General features: G+C 32.2%; 13 protein-coding genes. 5 read left to right on the top strand and 8 right to left on the bottom strand.

Annotated elements, in window-relative coordinates:
• Positions 1–877 precede the first annotated feature (877 nt).
• The 6 genes from ACZIYX_RS19425 to ACZIYX_RS19450 all read right to left on the bottom strand — a co-directional run bounded on the left by ACZIYX_RS19425 (position 878) and on the right by ACZIYX_RS19450 (position 8281).
• A complete protein-coding gene (locus tag ACZIYX_RS19425) occupies positions 878–1753 on the bottom strand; it encodes a YegJ family protein (protein WP_462683924.1) in 876 nt (291 codons plus the stop codon).
• 584 nt (positions 1754–2337) lie between these two features.
• Positions 2338–2937: a hypothetical protein gene (locus ACZIYX_RS19430; RefSeq protein ID WP_462683925.1), complete on the bottom strand. Its 600-nt coding sequence runs from the start codon at positions 2935–2937 to the stop codon at positions 2338–2340.
• Positions 2924–3412, bottom strand: a complete 489-nt coding sequence (locus ACZIYX_RS19435; RefSeq protein WP_462683926.1) for a hypothetical protein — start codon at positions 3410–3412, stop codon at positions 2924–2926. Before ACZIYX_RS19435 ends, ACZIYX_RS19430 begins: the two co-directional genes overlap by 14 nt.
• A 559-nt stretch (positions 3413–3971) precedes the next feature.
• On the bottom strand, positions 3972–4475 hold the full coding sequence (locus ACZIYX_RS19440; RefSeq protein WP_462683927.1) for a hypothetical protein: 504 nt from the start codon (positions 4473–4475) through the stop codon (positions 3972–3974).
• An 80-nt stretch (positions 4476–4555) separates the two neighbouring features.
• Positions 4556–5848 carry an HlyD family secretion protein gene (locus ACZIYX_RS19445; RefSeq protein WP_462683928.1) on the bottom strand — a complete coding sequence of 431 codons (1293 nt, stop codon included), beginning with the start codon at positions 5846–5848 and terminating at the stop codon, positions 4556–4558.
• A 228-nt stretch (positions 5849–6076) separates the two neighbouring features.
• Entirely contained in the window at positions 6077–8281 is a 2205-nt protein-coding gene (locus ACZIYX_RS19450; RefSeq protein WP_462683929.1) for a peptidase domain-containing ABC transporter, read from the bottom strand.
• Between the two features lie 334 nt (positions 8282–8615).
• Here ACZIYX_RS19450 and ACZIYX_RS19455 point away from each other — a divergent pair, with 334 nt between their 5' ends.
• The 4 genes from ACZIYX_RS19455 to ACZIYX_RS19470 all read left to right on the top strand — a co-directional run bounded on the left by ACZIYX_RS19455 (position 8616) and on the right by ACZIYX_RS19470 (position 12056).
• On the top strand, positions 8616–8756 hold the full coding sequence (locus ACZIYX_RS19455) for a hypothetical protein (protein WP_462683930.1): 141 nt from the start codon (positions 8616–8618) through the stop codon (positions 8754–8756).
• Positions 8757–9020: 264 nt separating this feature from the next.
• A complete protein-coding gene (pfkA, locus tag ACZIYX_RS19460) occupies positions 9021–10007 on the top strand; it encodes a 6-phosphofructokinase (protein WP_462683931.1) in 987 nt (328 codons plus the stop codon).
• A 50-nt stretch (positions 10008–10057) separates the two neighbouring features.
• Positions 10058–11059, top strand: coding sequence for a type I glyceraldehyde-3-phosphate dehydrogenase (gene gap / locus ACZIYX_RS19465; RefSeq protein WP_462683932.1), 1002 nt, complete (start codon positions 10058–10060; stop codon positions 11057–11059).
• A 130-nt stretch (positions 11060–11189) separates the two neighbouring features.
• Entirely contained in the window at positions 11190–12056 is an 867-nt protein-coding gene (locus ACZIYX_RS19470) for a BadF/BadG/BcrA/BcrD ATPase family protein (protein WP_462683933.1), read from the top strand.
• 29 nt (positions 12057–12085) lie between these two features.
• Here the strand turns inward: ACZIYX_RS19470 and ACZIYX_RS19475 are convergent, their stop codons facing one another.
• A complete protein-coding gene (locus tag ACZIYX_RS19475) occupies positions 12086–12670 on the bottom strand; it encodes a DUF4202 domain-containing protein (RefSeq protein WP_462683934.1) in 585 nt (194 codons plus the stop codon).
• Positions 12671–13203: 533 nt separating this feature from the next.
• Between ACZIYX_RS19475 and ACZIYX_RS19480 the strand changes: the two genes are divergently transcribed.
• A complete protein-coding gene (locus ACZIYX_RS19480) occupies positions 13204–13410 on the top strand; it encodes a hypothetical protein (protein WP_462683935.1) in 207 nt (68 codons plus the stop codon).
• A 29-nt stretch (positions 13411–13439) separates the two neighbouring features.
• Here the strand turns inward: ACZIYX_RS19480 and ACZIYX_RS19485 are convergent, their stop codons facing one another.
• The gene (locus ACZIYX_RS19485; RefSeq protein ID WP_462683936.1) at positions 13440–14828 is read right to left on the bottom strand and encodes a S41 family peptidase; all 1389 of its coding nucleotides are present in this window, start codon (positions 14826–14828) and stop codon (positions 13440–13442) included.
• Positions 14829–15312: the final 484 nt, after the last annotated feature.

The raw sequence follows: 15312 nt of genomic DNA on the forward strand, positions 1-15312 counted from the left end.
TCTCTTATATGAACCTCTCTTTTTGAAAAGAGACTTACTTTTTCAGTAGCCTCATTAATACCCATCCAATTTTTTTATTGAGAAAAATACTTATAAATGGAATAGAAAATATTAGAACTGGTCTAAAATAAGATGTTTCTGTTATGATTTTTAGATAATCTAAAAAATCACTAGTTGTTTCTAAATTAACAATTGAATAGAGGTATGCTTTATTATAACATCGAACTACTATCGTAATAAATAACCCAATTATTATTAGTTTAATCCACATTGTGGAGTTTAATTCTCCGTATTCTATGATTAAAACAAACTTTTATACGGGTATTTTGTTTATTTATCATGCTGCTGCGTATTTCATAAAATCCACGTAGGGATTTTCTCTTTGAGCAACGGCAAAAATCCTAGACAGTATTTTGTTTCTGATGATTTGACTAACACCTTTACTAGGTACGTTCTGAAATTCTATTTGGTCCTTGTAACCGGGTTATAAAAGAACAGGGACTGATACGGAGAATAGAACTGAAGTTCTAGAGGCTTGCCAAGTTCACCCCGTTCTTTTTGTTTAACCTTAAAGTTATGAACATTTTTATTAGTTATGAGTCTCCCCCCAGACCCCCTCTTTTCAACATCATAATCATAGATAATATTTATAATACAAATCTAAAGGAGGCTTGCGTCGAAAACAAAATATATTTCAGGAAGCATACCTCGTGAGCTTGCTCCGAGGTTATTGATTTACTAAAAATAAATAATGCTTTTTTATGTGTTCTATGTTTATTTTCAAGATGAGCTGTACTGTTCTTGTATTTAAGATATAGCCTGTAAAAAGAGACTATATTATCTGTTTAAATCAGAATTTTGGTTAACTATTTATCTTTTATTCTTCTAGCCCTAAGACTTTCCATTGGTTATCTATTTTGAATGTATTAAGTTTTTGCATTGATTTTCCGCCATCAGGGTGGTAACATATTTCGGTAACTATACAATGTTCATGGGATATGTTTTGCCTTTTAAAAGCTCTTTTGATATCTTTAAACTTGGGCATTCCGTTTTCTTGTATGTCTTTTATAAATGAGAGCTTAAGTATTTCGGCAGTTTTATCAATGATTTCAGTGTCTATTTCGGTTTGAAGGGTTTTAGCCAGTATAAATTCTGCTTCTTTACGGAAGTCTTTGCAGCTTATGGATTTTTCTAAATCGTCATTATCATACGCTTGTTCCAAAGACAATATTGCACCTTCCGGAGTATCGAGATTTGGAATAAAGTAATCTTCACCATCATCAATTAGCATTCCACCAATACTTTTGTCGAAATTTTGTAATTCGGTGCCAGTTAATCCATCTCTGATAGCTCTTATGGTATAGCCGCCAATGAGCCTTCCACGTTCAATAATCATCCAATCCGAAACATGATTAAAAGCTATTCCGATTTTTTCATTAATGGTTACATTTTTAACATCGATAGGTTCATTTCCTACCACACCGTATATATTACCTTCATTGTCAAAACTTGGCTCCATGAGCCATATATGTTCTATTTTGTCATTATCTTCTATTCTGGCTTTAACCGAAAAATATTGTTGCCCATATTTAGGGTTTTCTACACATTCTTTAAAATAATGAAATGTTAATCTTGCTTTTTCCATTGCCCAATTCATTCTTTCATTTTCATTAGGTATATTATAAACATCGGGATTTCCTTCCCGTTTTCTTACCTCTTTTTTTTTGCCAAATAGTTTATTTAGTATTCCCATATTTTATTGTAATCGTTAATAGTAGTATTAGTGTATGTTATAGCTAAGCAAAATGTTACTATACTGCATACAATTTTAGATAATTTTCAATATTTTTATCAAAACCCTTTGGTTATGTCATAAAAATCTGACTGACATGGATTTTTTTACCCTGAAAACCCAGGTTAAACTAATATAAAAGATTTTATGTTATAGTAAATATAAAAAGAATCCTATGATTGGTTATTAACTTATAAGGATGCTACAAATAGCTTTGCTATATGAGATTTACTTAAACCCAGATTATGCAATAGAAAATCTATTTCATCTGTGATCTACTGCAAACACTGTCGCCTTGCTTTGTTTTTCACTTTAACCATAGCGATGCTATGCTAAAAGCAAGAAAACAACAGTATTCATTGTATCTCAAAGCTTTATAACGAAGTTCTATTGCATAATCTGGGTAATGTCATTAAGTTAAGCCGTATCTTTTTGAGGATTAAATATCTGTAAAAGCAAAATACCTCTTTACTTCCATCATGGATTCCAACCTACGCCGGGACCCAACATTAACAAATTTTAAATCAATAGTTCAATTCCTTAACTTAACGACATTGATAATCTGGGTTAAATATTTGAGTGAGATATACAATTACAAATATCCATCCGATATACAGAACAGTATAGGTTAGGGCATAACCAACAGAAATTATGATGCTGCCTTTTGTTGTAGAAGATTTACTAAATACAAGTTTTAATGCCCTGAAGAAAATCCAATACATCATTGCTAATATTATAAAAACAGAAACCCAAAAAACAGCTTCTAACAGAATTAAAAGAAAAGTAAAAAGGATAGCCATACAAATCCAAAGAATCCCGGACAGTATTGCTCCTCCTATTTCATCTCCAATATCCATATCTGGCAGATTGGGCATAATTTCTGGTGTAGAAATTAAATCTCCGGTTTTAAAACTTTTAAACGCAGGAAAATTGTCTTGGAGTCCGATGCCTCTATAAAGCCCATAAGTCATAAACAAAAATAGGGAAGAGGCTATAATGGATAAAGAAATATAGAAGTTAGAGGTTACACTTCTGTTATGATTAATACCAGTAAGGTATACTGTTAGAATGGTAACCAGAATTACAATTAGGGATACTATAAAAACGGACTTTCCTTTAAGATAGGGTTGTTTAATTTTTAACATCTGTAATTCTAAGATATTTTTCTATGTTTAAATAATTTACATTTAATTTTTCAATTTTTTCTATTCCTTTGGTTATTAAAGTATCTCCAAGGATTTTATATTCTAGTTCAAAACTATTTCCTTCCCATTCTCTTATATTAAAATATTCAAGATGTTCGGTGTATTTATTTCCTTTCAAAGTATATTTGCCTCCACCTGCTACAAATATTGCGGTACTGTCTTTGCCGTTGTTTAAGTCATGTCTTAAAAAGGCAAAATGTGTTTTGTTGATAATTTTTATCATTTCTTGTTGTTGCGTGTAGTCTGTTACTGTAGTATCACTACCTTTTATGGTGGTTCCTGATATCAGTTTCCAAGTACCTATTATTGATGTCGGCTCATTTGGTAAATTTTTGATGGAATCTTCTTTTTTTGCGCAAGAATTTATGGATATTATTCCTGCAATTATAATGCTGAATTGTAGTAATTTTTTCATTTTCATTTTTTCTTGGTTATAAAATTTATTTGATTGTAAAAAGTGGCACAGTTTATTGAACACTACCTTCTCCATGCGGGCTTAGGTGTTCGAAGCCCCGTCTACACTACTACAATATGCATTTGCATTACTGCAAGACGCATCTACACTACTGCAATATACATCTCCCTACTGCAAAGTGCAAATACATGCCTGCAATCGTGTTTCTCACCCGTTAAGTACCTCAGGGTTCGCGATACAAGGGAGCTGAGGTTCTCGAAGCTCCCCTTCGGGATCCTCAGGGTTCGATAACATAGCTAATGTTTTCCTTGATAGCTGATGCTTTCGACAGATTTACCCTTTGGGAATATCAGAATTTGTGTGGACTGAGGTTCTCGAAGTCCAATTCTGGTATCTCACCTTTCGAGTAGCCTTAGGGTTCGGCATAGTAGGGAGTTGAGGTTCTCTAAGCTTATCTTTATATTTTCTCTGAATACAAAGCTAAAGTACAAGGTTAGCGGGACTATGAGTGCGTGATAGGATTTATTAATCCGTAACTCGTTTTTTTATAAGTGTTTGTCTAAGAACTCCATCCAAAATGAATTATAAAAATATGATTTTCAAATTCAAAATATAAGTCTTTTGTTATATGGTCTCCCCATAAGGCAAAATCAGTATCAAATTTTCCGAGATTAATAAATAGATCAAATTTCTCAACAGACGATTTAAGGATATCAATTAGTTTACTTTCTGCTAAATCAATTTTTTGTTGATTGTACTGTTTAACAGTTGTTTTATCAATCAATTCAAAATTTGTCCAGTATTTAATTTCCTTTTTTAATTCTTGTTCCCAATTAGCTATTTTTTCTAAACTTATGAGATTTAGGTCTCGGGATTCAAAATATTGACCATCAGAGGATGGGTTGTTGTACCTTTCTATTTGATTTAATTCGTTTTTTAGAGCCATCAAGCAATCATCAGATTTAGTTGCTTTTTCAATTATATAAGATTGGAAATATCCTCCTGAATTAAGAGAGTTATTTTGAATTTCTTGTAATATTTCATCAATCTTACTTTTGTTCATTTTTAAGATGTATTAGTAGTAAGATATATGGATTAAAGTAAAGTAGGTTATACGGGAGCAAATCTATTGCTATGTGCATTTTATTTATCCATTATTGTTCTAAACTGGTAGAAAAAACGCTCTATAAGTCGCAGGTCTTCGGTTATAATCTCTACGACACCTCTCATTTCTTGTTTAAAGGGAATTTCTTTATTGTAGGTAGTGATTAGTTTATCGGGTAAAGCAACATCAATTAGATACATGCCTTCTTTATCTGGTAAAAGGGATATGTACTTTACTTTTCCTTTAAGGGTACCAAACTCACTATCCGGAAAATTTTCGAGACGAATATTTGCAGTCTGTCCTACTTTTATTTTACCAGAATTTTGAGAAGGTGCTCTAAGTTTTGCTAAATACGAAGAGTCTTCTGATGGGATGATGATAAAAACCAAATCCCCGGCAGATACGGTTTGGTTTTCGGTCCAAAAGTTAAGGTAAGAAACCCGTCCTTCGATATCTGCGGTAAGTACGTATTGCAACTCCCAGTCTTTGATACTCTTTTTTAATTGTCCAAAAGATTGTAATACTTTTTTAAATAAATTGATTTCTTCTTTTCTTTTATTGATCTCTGTGCCTTTGGATGTTCTGTTGGCATTACTAATACTTTCGTTAATCTGGGACAGTTGCAAATCATTATTTTCATAATTACGTTTTGCTTGCAGGTAGTCTAGTTCTTTACCTTCATATTGTTGTGCAGAGATCACTCCTTTTTCGAACAAGTTTTTTTGTCTCTGTAATTCTTTTCGTTTAAACTCCAGCTCTGTTTTCCCTAAGCGTTTTTGAGCTTTAAGGCTTTCTAGTCTTCTGTATAGTTCTGATAATGATATTTGGTTGGCAATAGCGTCGTTAGAGTAGGGTTGTAGTTCTTTATTTAAAATATATTCAGAATAGCTGTTTTCGAATATAGCAAAGCTGGTTTCGATATCGCCCAGAAATAATACGGGTAATTTATCCATAGGAAAAGAAAAGGATTTATTACTAATCCTAATAGTATCTACAATCGATTTTAATAAAAAGACATCTTTATAATTAGCGCTACTTTCTAATATTGCCAAAGGCGTATGTTGTGGTACTATTTGATTGTCTTTTACCAATAAAGATTCTATTTTCCCATTTACCTTGGCATATTCTTTTTGAGGAGGTATTCTGGTAGTTATAATGGCCTCTGCAGGGATTACATCAGGGTACTTAACCAGCCACGAAAGAAATAATAATAATAGAATTAAAACCAGCATTAAAAGATTTCCCCATCGTATCATCCAATGTGGGACTCTGGTTAAGATTTCTTGTACCTCTTCACTACGTAATTGTATTTCTTCTAAATGATCTGGCATAGTGTTTAATTATGTATTGCGATTTTTTTAATTTAATAGTTATTTGTCATCCCAGTGTAGACTGAGATCCATTTTTTGTGCCGTACTAAATCAAGTGGATTCCGGCCTACGCCGAAATGACAAACCAACTCATTTCTATAACATTCAATTTTGTCATGTACGATACAGTTTTGATATTCTAATCTAAGAATTTATCCTGTGCGTTTCATCTAATTCCTAACTCAAGTATTATTTACCTAGTTCTAATTGATTTTTGACCAAGTTGTAATAGTTACCTTTCTTTTTGATCAATGCTTCATGATTTCCTACCTCTACAATATGTCCTTTATCCAGAACCACAATTTGGTGTGCATTTTTTACAGTACTTAATCGGTGAGCAATAACCATAACGGTTTTGTCTTTAAAAAAGGTATCCAGTTTTTCCATGATGACTTTTTCATTGTTAGCATCCAGAGCAGAAGTAGCTTCGTCAAAAAACAAGTATTTAGGATCTTTGTATACTGCTCGGGCAATAAATAACCGTTGTTTTTGTCCAGTACTTAATCCAACACCTTCCATTCCGATTTTTGTATTATAAGAAAGGGGAAGCGTTTCTATAAATTCCTTGATATTGGCAACATCTACGGCATGAGCCAATTTTTTCTTATCTACATAATCATCTCCTACAGCAATATTATTTGCTATGGTATCATTAAAAATATATCCTTCTTGCATTACTACTCCAAAATGATCCCGCCATGATTTTTGAGATACATTTTGCAGATCATGAGGTCCAATAAATATTTGTCCTTCGTTAGGTTCATAAAACTTAAGTAATAGTTTCATTAAAGTGGTTTTTCCGCTACCACTTACACCAACTACTGCGGTTATTTTATTAGCAGGAATAGAAAGATTTAAATTTTCTAGTACAGGTTTATCAGAACCTACATATCTAAAACTTAGATTTTTTATTTCAAAATCAGAAGTATCGGGTATATCCTTTATCTTTTCATCTCCGGCTTTTTCTTCGTCTTCTTTATTATGAATTTCTCCTAAACGTTCTAAAGAGATTTGAGCATCCTGTAATTCTCTTAAAAAGTTTATTAATTGTGCAATCGGCGCATTTAGTTGCCCTACAATAGCTGTTATAGCAAGCATCATACCCAGCGTAATATCCCCATCGATAACGAGTTTGGCAGAAAAAACAGTAATTAGTATGTTTTTTAATTCGTTTATAAAAGCAGAGCCTACACTTTGGTATTGCTCCAGGGCAAGGTTTTCGATAGAGATTCTAAATAACTTTGCTTGCACAAACTCCCAGTTCCATCTTTTTCGTTTTTCGGCATTATGCAGTTTTATTTCCTGCATACCATTTACCAACTCAATAACTTTACTCTGTTCCTCACTAATTTGTGAAAACCGCTTATAATCCAGTTTTTTACGCTTTTTAAAGAAGATCAATATCCATGCAAAATATATAGTACTGCCAATTGCAAAAATCCCAAAAATAGGAACGCTATAGTAAATTAATACAATACTAAAAACTATAAGATTAACCATCGAGAATAGCACATTAAGCGAAGACATGGTTAATATTTGCTCGATACGTTTGTGGTCATTAATTCTTTGTAAGAGATCCCCTGTCATTTTTACATCAAAATAGGAGATAGGCAGATTCATAAGTTTTATAAAAAAATCAGATATCAGCGATATGTTGATACGGGTACTTAAATGCAGCAGTATCCAACTTCGTAATACATCGATTAAAGTTCTACCTATAAATAATGATAGCATTGCAATAAGAACAAGGTATACAAAGTTTAGATCTTGATTTTTAATACCAACATCTACAATACTTTGGGTTAAAAATGGTGTAATAAGTTGCAACAAACTTCCTGCACCCAGACCTAATGCAAGTTGAAAAAGAAAGGCCTTATATTTAAATATATATTTGGAGATAAACTTAAATCCAAATTTTTCATCCTCTTCATTTAGATTATCATTATAAAACTTTGGAGTAGGTTCTACCAATAATGCCACTCCTTCTTCTGTGGTTTCATCGGCATTATTACCAATCCATGCCTTAATAAATTCTTCTTTTGTGTAGGTAATTAACCCATGAGCTGGGTCTGATACGTATAGTGTCATTTTACCTTTGCGATTGGTTTTTACATCATATAATACTACATAATGTATTTTGTTCCAATGCACAATACAGGGCAGAGGTACCTCGTCTAACTTTTGTAAGGACAATTTTACCCCCAGGGATCTAAAACCTATTTCTTCGACAGCTTCGCTAAGCCCCAAAAGGGAACTTCCCTCACGTGTTGTTTCACTTAATGCTCTAAGTTTTTCGGTATTAAGGACTTTTCCATAATGTTTTGAGATTATCTTAATACAGGTAGGCCCGCAATCTTTGGATTCTGCTTGTTTATAAAACGGAAATTTTGGCATTAAGTTTTTTAATTAGGATGTTTTGTGAATTAATATCTATTTACAAAGTAAAGTAATTCTTTTTTATAATACTAAGAGCATGTTTAAAATCTATAAGTACTGCAACTTTACATTTACAAGCAGCAGTGCTGTTTGTTTTTGGGCGTGCCCCTTAATGGGTCAGGCTATTCGCTGTATCTTTTTGTTTATCCTCTGCCTCAACACCCTTAGCAGGATATACAAAAAGGATGTCGCTACTATCCTTCACGCTGGTAATAATAGTTGATTAGGAGATAAAATGTTTTTTGGCACTATGATTGTTTATAGGTATATGAAAACATTAAAAATATACTTTATGGAAAATAAATTACTTATAAAAAGCGCTTATATACCTAAACGTAAAACAAATAATCCAACAGACTGGATGCAATATATACATGCAAAAGCAAGAGAAATCAGGTATGGAACACACCATTCTGTAGTGATTAAATCCTAGAGATATAAAAATTATACGATTAATCCCTGTTTTTTGACACATAAAAACCTATAAAGAGGTCGTTTAAAAATTACTTTTTAGACGACCTTTTAGGTTTATATATGATATTATGTGTAAGGATATTGTTTTTTTTATGAGTATAAAGCCCGATAATGTGTTAAAACACTATGCCAATTGTTGGAAAACATTGAATTTATCAACCGAAAACGTTTTAGTTTTTTTGCAGATTAGGTTATTATTGTCAATAGCAATAGATTTGACTCAATGGCAAAAAAAGTTAAAAATATAGCAGTATTGACATCAGGAGGAGATGCCCCTGGAATGAACGCTGCAATTAGAGCAGTTGTTCGTGCTTGTAGTTATTACAAAGTAAACTGTTTTGGTGTATATAAAGGATATGAAGGCCTTATCAACAATGAGATGGAAGAGTTGAATGCTCGTTCTGTGCGCAATATCATTAATAAAGGAGGAACTTTTCTTAAATCAGCACGCTCAAAAGCTTTTAGAACAGAAGAAGGAAGACAAAAGGCATATAATAACCTGATAAAAAATAATATAGATGCATTGGTTGTTATAGGTGGAGACGGTAGTTTTACAGGAGCCTTAAAATTATCTGAAGAATTTAATTTTCCTGTAGTTGGTATTCCTGGTACAATAGATAATGATATTAATGGTACAGATTATACTATAGGGTATGATACAGCATTAAATACTGTTGTAGAAGCTATAGATAAAATCAGGGATACAGCAAGTTCTCATAACCGATTGTTTTTGATAGAAGTAATGGGGCGCGATGCAGGAGATATTGCTTTAAATGCAGGAATAGGAGCCGGAGCAGAAGAGATTTTAATTCCTGAAGAAGATATGGGAGTAGAAAGGCTTTTGGATTCGCTTAAAAAAAGCAAAAAGACAGGAAAAACTTCTAGTATAATTGTAGTTGCCGAAGGAGGTAAATCCGGAAAAAATATTTTTGAGTTGGGAGAGTATGTTGAACAAAATCTGGAAGGGTATGAAGTAAGGGTCTCTGTACTGGGGCATATACAAAGAGGAGGAGCTCCCAGTTGTTACGACAGGGTATTGGCAAGTAAACTAGGAGTAGGGGCAGTCGAGGCTTTACTTGAGGGTAAAAGTGAAGTAATGATAGGTATTGTTCATAAAACAGTTACAATAGTGCCACTTAAAACAGCTTTAGAAAAAAGACCTCATAAACACGACGGATTGATAAAAGTAGCCGATATAACCTCGGTATAGTTTGATAAAAATATAACCACATTATAATTAAAACAACTAAATTTTTAAATATGAGTAGGCTAAAAATTGGGATTAACGGTTTCGGTAGGATTGGAAGAATTGCATTTAGAATAGCTTCTAAACGTGATAATGTAGAGATAGTAGCTATTAATGATTTATTAGATGTAGAACATTTAGCATATTTATTAGAGTATGATTCTGTACATGGTAGGTTTGATGGAACCATAGAGGTTAAAAATGGTAACCTTGTAGTCAACGGAAAAGAGGTTCGGGTGACAGCAGAGCGCAATCCGGAAGATTTAAAATGGGATGCCGTAGGAGTAGATGTAGTTATGGATTGTACCGGTATTTTTACAACTTTGGATTCTGCAAACGCACATCTTAAAGCAGGAGCTAAAAAAGTAGTGATTTCTGCACCTTCAAAAGATGCCCCAATGTTTGTAATGGGTGTAAACCATACACAAGCAAAAGCATCAGACACTATTGTATCTAATGCTTCTTGTACAACAAACTGTTTAGCCCCTTTGGCAAAAGTAATAAATGATAATTTTGGTATAGAAGAAGGGTTAATGACTACAGTGCATGCTGCTACAGCAACGCAAGCTGTTGTAGATGCTCCTTCCAAAAAAGATTTTAGAGGAGGCAGATCTGCATTGAACAACATAATTCCCTCTTCAACAGGAGCTGCTAAAGCAGTTGGAAAGGTAATCCCGGAACTTAATGGTAAACTTACTGGTATGGCATTTAGAGTACCTACTGTAGATGTTTCTGTAGTAGATCTTACCGTAAGAACTAAAAAATCAGTATCTTATGATGAGCTTAAAGCCGTTGTTAAAAAAGCTTCTGAAAACGAATTAAAGGGTATTCTGGGGTATACTGAAGAAGATGTTGTGTCTCAAGATTTTGTTGGAGAATCCCAAACGTCTGTGTTTGATGCTAATGCAGGAATTGCATTAAATAATAATTTCTTTAAACTGGTAGCCTGGTATGATAATGAATTTGGATACTCATCTAAATTAGTAGATTTGTCTACTCATATAGGTAACTTATAAATTGTAAAAAAACTAATAACTAATTGATTTGTCATATATAGCGTAATCGAAATATCTATAAACATTATGCTTTTTCGATTATGCTAAAAATGACATTATTCCCTTTTGTTAACCATAAACAAATTTTAAAATGATTTTATTAGCCGATGGTGGTTCTACCAAATGTGATTGGATTCTTCTAGACGATATGGGAGAAATCGTTTTTAAAACTCGTACAAAAGGGTTAAATCCTGCTGTATTTGAGAAATCTTTACTAGAGCAGCGAATTAGAGAAAATGCAGAAATTTCTTTACATCACGATAAAATTGACACTGTTCATTTTTATGGAGCAGGATGTGGTACCGCAAAACCAGCAGCAATGTTAAAAAAAGTATTCGAAGACTTTTTTGTTGACGCAGAAGTTGTTGTTAAAGAAGATATGGTTGCAGCGGTATATGCAGCGACAACAGAACCAGGTATTGTATGTATTTTGGGTACAGGATCTAATAGTTGTTATTTTGACGGAGATGATATCCACATGTCAGTAGATTCTTTAGGGTATATACTTATGGATGAGGCTAGTGGTAATTATTTCGGAAAAAGATTAATACGGGATTATTATTACAAAAGAATGCCCCAGGATATAGCATCAGAATTTGAAAAAAACTTTGATCTATCTTCCGATTCTATTAAAGAAAATTTATATAAAAAAGAAAATCCTAATACCTATCTGGCTTCTTTTGCAGAATTTATTTTTACAAGCGAGCGCAACGGGTACTTTTATAAAATAATTACAGAAGGGATTCAGGAGTTTATAGAAAACAGGGTTTTGTGTTTTCCAGAATCGCAAAATGTACCAATACATTTTATAGGCTCTATAGCCCATTTTAGCGAAGATATTATTAGAGCAGCTGTTTGGCCATATCATCTTACAGTAGGTAATATTGTAAGAAGACCAATAGATGGAATTATAGATTATTATCGCAAACAGGTAATCAAAAAAAAAACTAATGTATAAATAAGCAGGTTAAAGTAACATATTTATATTTAGGATATTGCTTTTTTTATAAGTTCCAGCGCTTTTTCAGAATAAGATAATTGTAAAGCCATTTGGTGTCCTTTATCAGACATTTTGTGCCATGTTTTTTGTAAAATATCAATAACCTTTTCGTCTGTATGTTTTATTAAAAATTCAGGGTAATAAAAATTAAGAAAAACGAGACATATTACATCTTCCAACGTTTGTGTATCCTCATCCTTTTTCAATTTTTTCTTTTGTATTAAAAAAGCTACCCTGTCTATAATTTCAGAACTATAACCCGCTGTTTCTAATATTTCAGAAGCTTTTTTGGCATGAAATTTTTTTAACTCCTCTCTCCATTTTAAATACCCAATACGATCCAAAGGGTAATTGCCACGAGGGATTTTCCATCTGCAAATATGTTGGGACCTGGCAGCAAGTTTAAGGCATTCAGATGCATTTGGCTCAAAATTTGCCAAAGTGTCCGTCATTCGTTTACCGTAGATTAATTCTTTAGCTACAAATTCATTACCTATTTGTTCTTTATTGGGATCTTCAGCATTGGCTTGATCAATCAGGTTGTATGCTTGTGTTAATTTATCTATTGGCATGAAATAACGTTTCTTGATGAGAAAACAAATTTAAACTACTTCATGTAAATATAGCTGAGTTTTTTTGTTTTTATAAAAATAGAAATGTCTTTTGTAGAATTATTTTAAGGTACTTGTTCAAAAACACCACAATTCTAAACAGAGAACCTTATATCCAATAAATCCTGAAATTACACTAAAATGTTCGTTTATTCTTCCTTAATTCTTTATTGTAAAAAACTTTTGTAGCCACACTTCAGTTTAGCTTAGTACAAGTGCCAAGCAATAATTTTACCGTTTTAAATAAGAAAAAACAACGTCATATTTTTACTACACTTTTGGAGCTAATTTGAAATCAATGTTTTTTGAAACAAAACAATTTTTGTCAAAAATTATACTTTCTCTTCAAATTACACCTTCTCCTCAAAATTGTTAATATATCTGTGTAAAAGTATTCTGCCCTTGTACCTTTTGGAGAAATATTACAATTAATTTTACAATAAATAATTTTATTGCTATCAGGTACTTTTATTATCGTTACCTGTATAAAAAGTATGGAAAATAAATATCCTATGACAGAATATGTGCTTTTAACAAACGATCAGAGTTATTTTGTTGAGTATCTTATAGGCGAGCTTGTATTGTCTAACAGTATTAGCGAAGCAATGAAATTTAATGATGAGCACCTTGCCTTAAAATTTAAGCAAATGTTGCATAATTCTTGTAAATTAATAACAAGTGTTAATACCTATATCGGGTAGCGAAAAACAGATTTTAAAGCACACTGGTTTTATCCTTTAATCCACCTGAAAATATAATCTAATTCGGGGTCTTTTCCAGATATTAGGTCTTCTGCAGAAAGAAATATATGTTTATCAGGTAAGATACCAGATCCTTTAGGGACCGTATTGTCCATAACATAATGGTCTATCTTATCCATATACATAGTTACAATAATTTTTGAATTGGGCAATTCATAAAACACAGGAAATTCACCAGTATGGAAATAATACCCGCCACCGGTTTCCTCTCCTATTATCGTTATATCGGGATTGTTTTTTGCATTTAAAACAAAAGTAGATCCTTCAGAAAAAGTACTACCGCTTGTTAAAACATAGACTTTTCCTTTAAATCTATTTTTATCCGGTACCATTATAGTTTCCATATCATCAAAGTTAAGTTTCCATCCATCATAAACAGGATGATTGTAAAACCTATCTTTTAAAAATTCTTTTTCGTTAAAATATGTTCTGGTTACATATTTTTTTTCAGGAACAGTTAATGAAGCGATAAACTCACTGGTTCTTTGTCTGAATATAGTAGCAGTTATAAAGGAATAAAGGTAGATTGCATTGGGTCTAAAACCACCTTCATTACGTCTTACATCTATAACAAGGTGAGGTATTTTTTTCTTATTAATTTCTTTAAATATTTTTATCAGGTTGGATTTAAAAATTCTAATATCTCCTCCAAATGAATTAACTACAAGTACTGCTGTATTTATTTCATCTTTATAATATACAAAAGGATCTTTTTTGTTGATGAACTCGTCAAAATAATCAAAGTTGCTTTCTTTTTGGTGAAATGTGGCAAAGTATGAGTTTCGCTTGGTGTTTCTAAGCCTTACTTTCGCAAAAGATTCAGAGGCAACGATACAGTTTTTTTTTATTCCGTTAGGATCCGTATAATCAATGCTAAATTCTTTTTGGATACCATATTCATAAGCAAAATATAAACCAAATTTCAATTCTATCTCCCTGTATTTCCGGGTTAGGTTATAGCCGTCGCAGGGGATGTATTTTTTAAGTGCTTCCAGAATTGTAGAAACTTCAATTTTATTAATTCGATTGATTTTTGAGCCAACAGCAATATTAAAATCATTAGTGTCTGTAAAAAAATCAGAGTTTATTAACTTTAGAATTAAAGGAAAATAATATTGATCTGTTTTTATAGTGTTAGGAAAAGATAATGAAAGGTGTCCGTCTTTAATTTTATCTGTAACAAGAATCATTTTTTTATACAATTCTATATCCGACCTCACGGTTTTTAAAGATTCTTTTGTGGTTTCAAAAATATTCTCGAGAGAATCCCCAGAGATGTATTCGTATAAACTTGGGTGTCCTTTTTTCAGAATACTTTCAAAAATTTTAAAATCCTCTTTTACTCCAATAGAATCCATGTTTTTTTGAGCAAAAATCACACAAATGTGCAGGCAAAAAAGCATAAAGAATTGTGTTTTCCTCATTACAATGATTTTAAAGCTATAATCTAATTAACTTTTTTGATTATGTATTGTTGCAAATTTTATTTTCCCGATGTAAAAGTAACAAAATTGTATGGTGAATTTTTGTTATAGCAGATTTTAACTCCCTTTTGAGAGTTTTAATTCTCCCTTTGGGGAAACAAAATATAATTTTAAGTGTACATCTCACGGGCTTGCTTTGTGGTTGTTGATTCTTTTATACCATTTTAACTTTGAAATAGTGCGTATAGAAATTGAATTTATTTTTTAAGTATTCAAGGCAAAAAGCTTGTGCCAGACTTGATCTGCCATCAAGCATAGCTGTAGTTACGGTTATGTTTTTTAACGAAGAACAGATGAAAGAGAAATAATTTATTAGTGCTATTTCAAAGTTAAAATGGTATTATAGGGGGATTCCTGA

The sequence above is a fragment of the Aquimarina sp. genome, from assembly GCF_977115655.1.

Excerpts from the sequence above, each read along its gene's own strand:
- ACZIYX_RS19455 (WP_462683930.1), top strand. The coding sequence starts at position 8,616 with ATGGAAAATAAATTACTTATAAAAAGCGCTTATATACCTAAACGTAAA.
- ACZIYX_RS19450 (WP_462683929.1), bottom strand. The coding sequence starts at position 8,281 with ATGCCAAAATTTCCGTTTTATAAACAAGCAGAATCCAAAGATTGCGGG.
- ACZIYX_RS19485 (WP_462683936.1), bottom strand. The coding sequence starts at position 14,828 with ATGGATTCTATTGGAGTAAAAGAGGATTTTAAAATTTTTGAAAGTATT.
- ACZIYX_RS19470 (WP_462683933.1), top strand. The coding sequence starts at position 11,190 with ATGATTTTATTAGCCGATGGTGGTTCTACCAAATGTGATTGGATTCTT.
- ACZIYX_RS19435 (WP_462683926.1), bottom strand. The coding sequence starts at position 3,412 with ATGAAAAAATTACTACAATTCAGCATTATAATTGCAGGAATAATATCC.
- ACZIYX_RS19425 (WP_462683924.1), bottom strand. The coding sequence starts at position 1,753 with ATGGGAATACTAAATAAACTATTTGGCAAAAAAAAAGAGGTAAGAAAA.
- pfkA (WP_462683931.1), top strand. The coding sequence starts at position 9,021 with ATGGCAAAAAAAGTTAAAAATATAGCAGTATTGACATCAGGAGGAGAT.
- ACZIYX_RS19440 (WP_462683927.1), bottom strand. The coding sequence starts at position 4,475 with ATGAACAAAAGTAAGATTGATGAAATATTACAAGAAATTCAAAATAAC.
- ACZIYX_RS19430 (WP_462683925.1), bottom strand. The coding sequence starts at position 2,937 with ATGTTAAAAATTAAACAACCCTATCTTAAAGGAAAGTCCGTTTTTATA.
- ACZIYX_RS19480 (WP_462683935.1), top strand. The coding sequence starts at position 13,204 with ATGGAAAATAAATATCCTATGACAGAATATGTGCTTTTAACAAACGAT.
- ACZIYX_RS19475 (WP_462683934.1), bottom strand. The coding sequence starts at position 12,670 with ATGCCAATAGATAAATTAACACAAGCATACAACCTGATTGATCAAGCC.
- ACZIYX_RS19445 (WP_462683928.1), bottom strand. The coding sequence starts at position 5,848 with ATGCCAGATCATTTAGAAGAAATACAATTACGTAGTGAAGAGGTACAA.
- gap (WP_462683932.1), top strand. The coding sequence starts at position 10,058 with ATGAGTAGGCTAAAAATTGGGATTAACGGTTTCGGTAGGATTGGAAGA.